This is a genomic window from Pseudomonas sp. AGC41 (assembly GCF_057334555.1).
Window position 1 is genome coordinate 105,791 of the sequence record NZ_JBHFJB010000156.1, and the last position, 9,049, is coordinate 114,839.

Sequence of the window (9,049 nt, forward strand, 5' to 3'; positions counted from 1 at the left end):
AACGCGATAAACCAGCTACCGCAGACTCATAGAGCATCCCATGCACTTCGATCTCACCGACCTGCGCCTCTACCTGAACATCCTCGACACCGGCAACATCACCGCCGGCGCCGTTCGCAGCCATCTGTCCCTGGCGGCGGCGAGCGCCCGGGTTCGCGCCATGGAGGCGTCCCTGGGCATCGACCTGCTCGAACGCGGGCGGCGCGGCGTCACTCCGACGCCGGCCGGCAAAGCCTTGGCCCAGCATGCCCGGGTCTTGCTGCAGCACGCCGACCATCTGCAACAGGACCTGGCCGAATACGCCAAAGGCGTCAAAGGCCAGGTGCGACTGCTGTGCAACACCAGCGCGATGACCGAATACCTGCCCGAACTGCTGGCCGGTTTCCTCAACAGCCACCCCAACCTGGACATTGACCAGCAGGAATTGCCCAGCTCACGGATCACCCATGCGTTGCGCCAGGGCGCGGCAGACCTGGGTATCGTTTCCGACGCGGTGGACACCGCTGGCCTTCAGACCTGGCCTTTTCGTGACGATCCACTGGTCTTGGTCCTACCGTCGGGGCATCCCTTGGCTGACGGCCGCACGCCGAGCTTCAGCGAGACCCTCCACCACGACTACGTTGGCCTGAACGCCACCAGCGCGCTGGCGATCTACCTGGAGGAACAAGCGCTGCACACCGGTATGCGCATGCAGATCCGCATTCGCGCCGAGGGCTTCGACGGGGTGATCCGCATGGTCGCCCATGGCGCGGGTATTGCCGTCGTGCCGAAGGCCGCTATCGAACGCCGTCCACCCCAATCCTCATACCACTGCGTGCCGCTGCAGGAGGCCTGGGCGCACCGGGCGCTGTTGCTTTGCGCACGGAATTTCGAACGTCTGCCGGCCTACGCCAAGGCCTTGGCTCGGCATCTGGCCGAATGATGCGCGCTTCTGGGCAGCCCGGTGTCGAGTTCAGGCATCTGCCTGGTCCCTCTCCACGCTAGGGTGCAGGTTCTTTTCTGCCCCTTCGGAGCTCACATGACCGCCCCCATCACCGTCTTGCGCGATACCCATCCGCTGCCCGTACTCGATGCCTGCAAATGGGAAAAACTCGAAGGCGACCCGCACACCGTCAACCTCAACGCTTATACCAGCGAAGACGGCAGCAAGATCATGGGGACCTGGATCTGCACGCCAGGCAAGTGGCGGGTGGACTACGTGAAGTGGGAATACTGCCATTTCCAGGAAGGCTACTGCGTGATTACCCCGGACGGCATGGCGCCGATCCATCTGCGCGCCGGTGATATTTTTGTCGTCGAGCCAGGCATGAAAGGCACGTGGGAAGTGGTCGAGACCGTGCGTAAATATTTCGTGTTTGCCTGAACAAAAAAGCCGAGGGACCACCCGACATGGTCGCTCGGCAAACAACTTTCAAATCTGGAATGCGAAACCCTGTGGCGAGGGAGCTTGCTCCCGCTGGGTTGCGCAGCAACCCCAATTTTCATGGCCGCTTCGCATCCAAGCGGGAGCCGCTCCCTCGCCACAAAAGCCCCTCGATATCACTGATCCTGCTGCGGCTTGCGATAGCTGTTCACAATCGCCGAGAAATCCTTGCCGCCCTCGCCCCGCTGGCTCATCGCCTGGTACAACTGCTGCGCCACCGCCCCCAGTATCACCGGCTGACGGGCCTGCCGCGCGGCTTCGGTGGCCAGGCCCAAATCCTTGAGCATCAGGTCCGCGCCAAAACCGCCGCTATATCCACGTGACGCCGGAGCCGTTTCGATCACGCCGGGCCATGGGTTGTAGGTATCGGAACTCCAGCATCGACCGGTCGAACTGTTGATGATGCCGGCAAGCACCTGGGTGTCGATGCCCAAGGCGTCGCCCAAGGCCATGGCCTCGCTGACGCCGACCATGGAAATTCCCAACAGCAGGTTGTTGCAGATCTTGGCGATCTGCCCGGTGCCGACTTCGCCGCAATGCACGATGTTACGGCCCATTTGCGCCAGTACCGGTTGCAGGGTGGCGAACAGCTCAGGCGTGGCGCCGACCATGAAGGTCAACGTGCCCGCCGCCGCGCCGCCAGTGCCGCCCGAGACCGGCGCATCGGCCATCGCCACGCCTTGTTTCGCCGCGGCAGCCGCTACGTCACGGGCGGTTTGTGGATCGATGGTGCTGCAATCCACCGCCGGCGGGCCGGCGGCGATACCGGCCAGCACGCCGTCTTCGCCCAGCCAGACACTGCGCACATGAGCAGCGGCCGGCAGCATGGTGATCACCAGCGTCGCACCCTGGGCCGCATCGCGAGGCGAGGCGCTGATGGTGCCACCCAGCGCCGCCAGTTCGGCCAGCACCGCCTGGTTCAGGTCGAACAGGTTCAGCGAATGGCCGGCCTTGAGCAGATTGCGCGCCATCGGGGCGCCCATGTTGCCGAGGCCGATAAATGCGATGTTCATGTCCGGCTCCTTAACGCAAGTTGATGGTGGTGTTCACACCGTCGTTGACGCTGTCATCGTCGAACCAGCGCGCGGTGACGGTCTTGGTCTGAGTGTAGAACTGCACCACTTGTTTGCCGTAAGGGCCGAGGTCGCCGAGTTTCGAGCCGCGGGAACCAGTGAAGCTGAAGAACGGCACCGGCACCGGGATCGGGATGTTGATACCGACCTGGCCGACATCGATTTCGCTCTGGAATTTGCGCGCCGCCGCGCCGCTCTGGGTGAACAGGCCGGTGCCGTTGCCAAACGGATTGGCGTTGACCAGGGCGATGGCTTGATCGAGGGTATCGACCTCCAGCACCACCAGCACCGGGCCGAAAATTTCCTCGGTGTAGATGCGCATGTAGGTGGTTACGCCGGAAAACAGCGTCGGACCAACGAAGTTGCCCTGCTCGTAGCCCGGAACGCTGATGTCGCGGCCGTCCAGCTCCAGCTTCGCGCCTTGCTGCACGCCGCTTTCGATCAATTCGAGGATGCGCGCCTTGGCTCGCTTGGAAATCACCGGGCCGACATCCGTGCCCGGCTCGCTGCCAGCATTGACCTTGAGTTTCTGCGCCAGCGCCTTCAGCTCCGGCAACCATTGTTTCGCCGCGCCCACCATCACCACCACTGAAGTGGCCATGCAACGCTGGCCCGCCGCGCCGAAACCGGCACCGACGAGGGCGTTCAGGGTCTGTTCGCGATTGGCGTCGGGCAGCACCACCGCGTGGTTCTTGGCCCCCATCATCGATTGCACGCGTTTGCCATGGCGACCCGCCAGGTCATAGACATGAGTGCCGACCGCTGTTGAGCCGACGAAGGAAACGGCCTTGATGTCCTGATGAGTGCAAAGCGCATCCACCACATCCTTGCCGCCGTGCACCACGTTCAGCACGCCTGGCGGTACACCGGCCTCGATGGCGAGCTCCACCAGCAGCATGGTCGACAGCGGATCCTGCTCCGACGGCTTGAGCACGAACGTATTGCCGCAGGCGATGGCCATCGGGAACATCCACAGCGGGATCATCGCCGGGAAATTGAACGGGGTGATACCCGCGCACACACCTATCGGCTGGCGCAAGGTATACGTATCCACCCCACCGGCGACGTTCTCGGCAAACTCGCCCATTTGCAGGGTGCCGATGGAGCAAGCGTGCTCGACCACTTCCAGGCCACGGAAAATATCGCCCTCTGCGTCGGCGATGGTCTTGCCCTGTTCGGCGCTGAGCACAGCGGCGATGCGCTTGGAATGCTCGCGGATCAACGCCTGGAGCTTGAGCATGATGCGCATCCGCGCACCGATCGGTGTCAGCTTCCAGGTCTGGAAAGCACGCTGGGCTGCGGCGATGGCGGCATCGACTTCCGAGGCCGTGGCAAACGGTACCTTCGCCAGCACTTGTTGGGTGGCCGGGTTAACGATGTCGTGCCATTCGCTGGATTGGGACTCGACCCACTCGCCATCGATCAGCAATCTGACGGTTTGCAGGGCTGTGTCGCTGGGCGTAAGGGAAACGTTCATGCTGGCCTCCGGGATTGTTCTTATAGGGATGCGCTGGTTCAGCAACGACCAAGGCCAACAGGCTCCTTGGTGATGAGACGGTTTTTGGAGTATAGATGTGCAAACTTCTAATAAGAACGCACATAAAAACCGGTCCATCATGCAAAAAAACATCACCTCCTTAGGGTCGCTGAATTGGGATGACCTCAAGTTTTTCCTCGAAGTGGCTCGCACCCGCAAGGCCAGCACGGCCGCCAAGCGTCTGGCCGTCGACTACACCACGGTGTCGCGACGCATCAGCTCGCTGGAAGCTTCTTTGGGGACGCTGCTGTTCGAAAAATCCCGGACCAACGGTTTTGTCCTGACGGCTGAAGGCCAACGGTTGCTGGGCTATGCCGAGTCGATCGAAAGCACGCTGCACATCGCTTGCGAACAGGTTTCAGGCTCAGGCGTCGCGCTGTCCGGGCATGTGCGCATGGGTTGTACGGAAGGCTTCGGCAGCTTTTTCATCACTCCGCAGTTGAGCCACTTCGTCGATGCGTACCCGGCGATCTCGGTGGACATTCTGCCGCTGCCGCACTTCATCAGCCTCTCCAAGCGCGAAGCCGATATCGTCATCGCGCTTGAGCGCCCGGAACACGGACCGTACGTGTGCTGCAAACTCTGCGACTACCGGTTGCAGCTTTATGCAACCCGGCAATACCTGGACAATCACCCACCCATCCACCGCCCGGCAGACCTGAACAAGCATTCGTTCATCAGCTATGTGGATGACCTGGCGTTCAGTTCCGAGCTGCTCTACCTGGCCAACGTATTGCCCGGCGCCCACGCCCATCTGCGCAGCACCAGCGTGATCGCGCAATTCGTCGCGGCGCAGCAAGGCCGGTCACTGGCGATCCTGCCGTGCTTTTTGGCCGCCCAAGACCCACGCCTGCTGCCGGTGCTGCCGGAGGAGATCACGGTCACCCGGCAATTCTGGATGTACTGTAGAGAAGACCTCAGGAAGCTCAAGCGGATCACCCTGTTGTGGGATTACATCCGGGAAGTCACCGAGCAGAACCGGCCGTTGCTCATGGGCGAGAGCAGGGAGATGGTGTTTGCCGATTAGTCGGCGATGACCACGATGGCCACGCGACGATTTTCGGTGCGTCCGTTGGCTGTGTCGTTAGAGGCGACGGGTTGGCTGCTGCCCAGGCCGCGCAGCTGGACGTTTTCTTCGCGCATGCCCACGCCTCTGAGAACCTTGCCAACGCTTTCGGCCCGACGTATCGACAGTTGTTCGTTATAGGCCTGGGAGCCCGATGCATCGGTGTGACCGTCGATACGTACCCGCTCGATTCCCGCGCCCAGCAGTGCCTTGCCGATCCGCTCGACGATCTCGGTGCTGGCCGGGTTCAGGCTTTCCACGTCACTGCCAAACAGCACCTTGCCCGAAAGTCCGAAGGCCCAGCCTTCGTCCGTCAATTTGAACCCCTGCTCCTTGAGGACAGTGATTTGCGCTGGGCTCAGTCCTTTTTGTGGCGCCGTCTGGCATCCGCTGACGGTAAAACAGGCGATGAACAAAAATGCTGCGTAACGCAGCAGAGAAAAAAGCGAGTTGGAAAGCATGCAAATCAGCTCCTGGTTTGAAGATCCGCGACCGGGTGCTCCGACCCAGCCGTGTGTTGGCCGCCTCGGGCGAGGCGTTTGGCCTGGTACATCGCCGCGTCGGCGGCGCTGAGCAAGGCGCCGGGCGTGGCGCCATGATCGGGGTAAACGGCAATGCCGATGCTGAGGGACGTCAAGACCGAGGCATTGCCGGGCAATTGAATCGGCATCTCCATGCTGGCGATGATTTTTTCTGCGATCCGTTCGGCATCCTCGGTCTTGTGCAACGGCGCCAGCAGCACGGCAAATTCGTCGCCGCCCAGGCGCGCCACCAAGTCATCCTCACGCAACTGCGCCCGGACTCGGGTCGCCACGGCGGTCAACACCGCGTCGCCGGCGGCATGACCAAAGTTGTCGTTGATGCCCTTGAAACGATCACTGTCCAGGTAGAGGACGGCCACTTGCTCGTCGAGCTTGTTGGCATTGCGCAAGGCACGGATCAGCCTTCCTTCGAAAAAGGCCCGGTTCGGCAACCCGGTCAGGCTGTCGTGGCTGGCTTGGTGGGCCAGGGTTTCGTTTTCACTTTGCAGATGGGTCTGCCAGGATTCCAGCTCGGCAAGCAGCGCGTTGAAGTCGTTGCCCAGGTTATCCAGTTCGGCGATATCGGCCGGTGGCACCCGTCGGTCCAGAGCGCGCTCGCAACGGGCGGCGTGGGCCACTTCCGCCAGGCTGCGCAAAGGTCCGGTAATCGCTCGCAACTGACGTCTTGCCAGATACAGCGCGACCCAGGCACTGACCGCCGTGCACAGGATGATCCCGGCCAGACCGCTGAGCAGAAAGCGCAACAGGCTACCGCCATGCCCGGCCAGCAGGATCCTGCCGATGTTTTGTTCCTGGTGGACGATCGGCAGGCTGATGGGCTTTTCCAGGAATGCCTTGGCGATGTGCATTTCCAGCTCCGACAGAAGACCGGTTTCCGGTCGCCGCCAGTGCGCCAACAGGCGGCCACTTTCATTGAAGACCTGGGCGTCGGCAACTTCTTCGGTGGAAGCAATCAGGGCCAGCGCTTCGGTGGCCGCCGCGGCGTCATCGAAAACCACGGCCGCCTCCACGGTGTAGCTGATCGAACGGGCAATCAGGTGCAAGTTGTGGTCGGCATAGACCCGCAAGGCAAGCACACCCAGCAAGGTCAGGGAGACGCTGGCCATGGTAATCGCCACCAGCGCGACGATCAGATGACCGCGACCGATGACCGAGCCCAACGTGGGGCGAACTCGTGATCTGGACGAGTTCATGGCGCGGCGGGCCTGCGGCGTGACAGCTGAAGGACGCTCGGATGGATGCGTACACCGCTGCGCGCCACCGAATCGAGGTTGACCTCGAACGACACCTGTTCATCTCCAACCCGCAGGCAAAACAGGCTGCCCACGGTGCATTGGTCGCCGCCTTCGCTGATGCTCAACACCGGCTTGCCGATCAGCGACGCAAACAATCGGGAACGTTCCTCGCTGGTCAGCCTACCGATGTAGACGGCGTTGCAATCGCTCGCGATGCCGGGATGATCGGCCAGCAAGCGCTGTACCGTCACAGGCCTGCCGGTAGCCTGGGTGGTGCCTTTGACCAGATCGTCGGTGTATTGAGTCGGACCGACAATGCACAACTGCAGCTGCGTCGGCTCAACAGGCCAGCGAGCGTAGCTGAGAATCCCCAACACGACCTGGGTGACCGCTTCGGCCCGCTGCTCGGCCCGGGTGGTAGAGGTCGGGTCCTGGGCCGCAACCGCAGGCGACAGCAAGCACAGCAGACCGGCAAGCACATAATGCCTGCGGCCGTTGTTGCGCGCCGCCTCCCGAACCGCCGCTTCCATGGAGAATCTCTTGGTGTGGATTAGTGCGAAACGATAGCACAGTGTCAAAAAGCCAGCGAGACAGAGTCCTACGCAAATTTCCGTCAGAAAACAGACTAATCACGACCTTTGAACAAACAGGCAAACCCGAGCTTCAGTCGTTTCCATCCAACTCCAGCATCAGCCCGCTTAAACGCTTGACCTTGCGCCGAACCGCCTCTTCAAATATTCCCGTGCGCGGCTCTATCAGGCTGAACCACTGCTTGCCTCGGGTAATGGCGGTGTATACCAATTCCTTGGTCAAAACCGGGTTCAGGGCATCCGGAAGAATCAAAGCCGTGTGGGTGAACTCCGAACCCTGGGACTTGTGCACCGTCATGGCGTAAACGGTTTCCACGTCGTTCAGGCGGCTGGGCAAGACGAAACGCACACCACCCCGACCATCGTTACGAGGGAAGGCAACACGCAGGACCTGCTTGCCCGCGTCAGGACCGTCACGCTCGGGCAACTTGAGGGCGATCCCGATATCGCCGTTCATCAATCCCAGCCCGTAGTCGTTGCGAGTCATCAGTACCGGACGCCCCTCATACCACTGGTGATCGCTATCGATCAGGCGAGCCTTGAGCAGCGCAGCGGTGATTCGCGGGTTCAGCCCCTCGACGCCCCACGGTCCCTTGCGTACGGCACAGAGCAATTGGAACTCGTCAAAGGCCGACAAGACCTCACGCGCCCAATCAGTCCAGCAACTGTCCTCCAGCGGGCGAGAAATGTCCGGACGTCGCTGTCGCAGCAGGCTCAGATAATGCCGATAGCCCTGCGGACCACCGGGTCGACCATCGAGCAACCAGCGCTCGAGCGTCCCGTCGTGCTGGCTCTTCAGCGCCAGGGAGAACAGGTCGGCATATTGGCCCTCCTCCAGCAGTTGACGGGCTTCTTCAGGCTGTTGCCGATTGACCCGTCGGGCCAGTTGGCCGATACCGCTGCCTTCGCCAAAGCGTCGGGAATGCCTGAGCATCACCACTTGCTGCGCAAGGGGATGAGTGTCGTCGAGATCCTGTTTCAGATCGCTCGCCGCCAGGCTCTCGCCGCTGACGGACTCGAGCCAGGCGCGCGTCTGTGGGCTATACCAGCCGTCCTCGGCATCCCGACACAGATCCCCCAGTACCGCGCCGGCCTCCACGGAAGCCAACTGGTCCTTGTCGCCCAACAAAATCAACCGGGCATGGGACGGCAGCGCGTCCAGCAGATTGGCCATCATTTCCAGATCGATCATGGACGCCTCATCGACCACCAGCACATCCAACGGCAATCGATTGCCACGATGGTGGCGAAAATGTCGGGTGCCAGGACGACTGCCGAGCAGGCGATGCACCGTGGTGACGTCGCAGGGAATCCGCTCGCGTACGGCATCGATCACATCCAGCGTCCGGACTTGCTGGCTGATCGACTCGGTCAGCCGCGCAGCGGCCTTGCCGGTCGGTGCGGCCAGGCGAATCCGCAGCGGTTTCCCCGCCTCGACGGCAGGTGCCTGCAGCAAGGCAAGCAAGCGCACGACCGTGGTGGTCTTGCCCGTGCCCGGGCCGCCGGTAACGATGCTGAAAGCGCTCCGCGTCGCCAGCGCGCAAGCCAGCTTCTGCCAGTCGATCGGGCCGGTCGTGCTGGCC

Annotated in this window: 9 protein-coding genes; 3 read left to right on the forward strand and 6 right to left on the reverse strand. The window is 62.1% G+C overall.

Annotated elements, in window-relative coordinates:
- Window positions 1-40: 40 nt before the first annotated feature.
- Both ACE04F_RS26990 and ACE04F_RS26995 read left to right on the forward strand, forming a co-directional pair.
- The gene (locus ACE04F_RS26990; RefSeq protein WP_486110616.1) at window positions 41-922 is read left to right on the forward strand and encodes a LysR substrate-binding domain-containing protein; all 882 of its coding nucleotides are present in this window, start codon (window positions 41-43) and stop codon (window positions 920-922) included.
- Window positions 923-1,018: 96 nt separating this feature from the next.
- On the forward strand, window positions 1,019-1,363 hold the full coding sequence (locus ACE04F_RS26995; RefSeq protein ID WP_003177747.1) for a cupin domain-containing protein: 345 nt from the start codon (window positions 1,019-1,021) through the stop codon (window positions 1,361-1,363).
- A 176-nt stretch (window positions 1,364-1,539) separates the two neighbouring features.
- Here ACE04F_RS26995 and mmsB read toward each other — a convergent pair whose 3' ends face one another.
- Both mmsB and ACE04F_RS27005 read right to left on the reverse strand, forming a co-directional pair.
- Window positions 1,540-2,436 carry a 3-hydroxyisobutyrate dehydrogenase gene (gene mmsB / locus ACE04F_RS27000; protein ID WP_486110617.1) on the reverse strand — a complete coding sequence of 299 codons (897 nt, stop codon included), beginning with the start codon at window positions 2,434-2,436 and terminating at the stop codon, window positions 1,540-1,542.
- A gap of 10 nt (window positions 2,437-2,446) precedes the next feature.
- On the reverse strand, window positions 2,447-3,973 hold the full coding sequence (locus tag ACE04F_RS27005; RefSeq protein WP_486110618.1) for a CoA-acylating methylmalonate-semialdehyde dehydrogenase: 1,527 nt from the start codon (window positions 3,971-3,973) through the stop codon (window positions 2,447-2,449).
- A gap of 139 nt (window positions 3,974-4,112) precedes the next feature.
- On the opposite strand from ACE04F_RS27005, the gene ACE04F_RS27010 reads away from it, so the two are divergent.
- A complete protein-coding gene (locus tag ACE04F_RS27010; RefSeq protein WP_486110619.1) occupies window positions 4,113-5,060 on the forward strand; it encodes a LysR family transcriptional regulator in 948 nt (315 codons plus the stop codon).
- Here ACE04F_RS27010 and yfiB read toward each other — a convergent pair.
- From yfiB to recD, 4 genes are all read right to left on the reverse strand, one after another.
- Entirely contained in the window at window positions 5,057-5,560 is a 504-nt protein-coding gene (yfiB, locus tag ACE04F_RS27015; RefSeq protein WP_486110620.1) for an outer membrane lipoprotein YfiB, read from the reverse strand. The genes ACE04F_RS27010 and yfiB overlap by 4 nt on opposite strands.
- Window positions 5,561-5,565: 5 nt before the next feature.
- Window positions 5,566-6,834, reverse strand: a complete 1,269-nt coding sequence (gene dgcN, locus ACE04F_RS27020) for a diguanylate cyclase DgcN/YfiN (protein ID WP_486110621.1) — start codon at window positions 6,832-6,834, stop codon at window positions 5,566-5,568.
- The gene (gene yfiR / locus ACE04F_RS27025) at window positions 6,831-7,406 is read right to left on the reverse strand and encodes a regulatory sequestration protein YfiR (RefSeq protein ID WP_486110622.1); all 576 of its coding nucleotides are present in this window, start codon (window positions 7,404-7,406) and stop codon (window positions 6,831-6,833) included. The genes dgcN and yfiR overlap by 4 nt, the downstream gene beginning before the upstream one ends.
- Before the next feature lie 133 nt (window positions 7,407-7,539).
- Window positions 7,540-9,049: exodeoxyribonuclease V subunit alpha (recD, locus tag ACE04F_RS27030; protein WP_486110623.1), on the reverse strand; the 1,510-nt coding region annotated here is incomplete at its 5' end.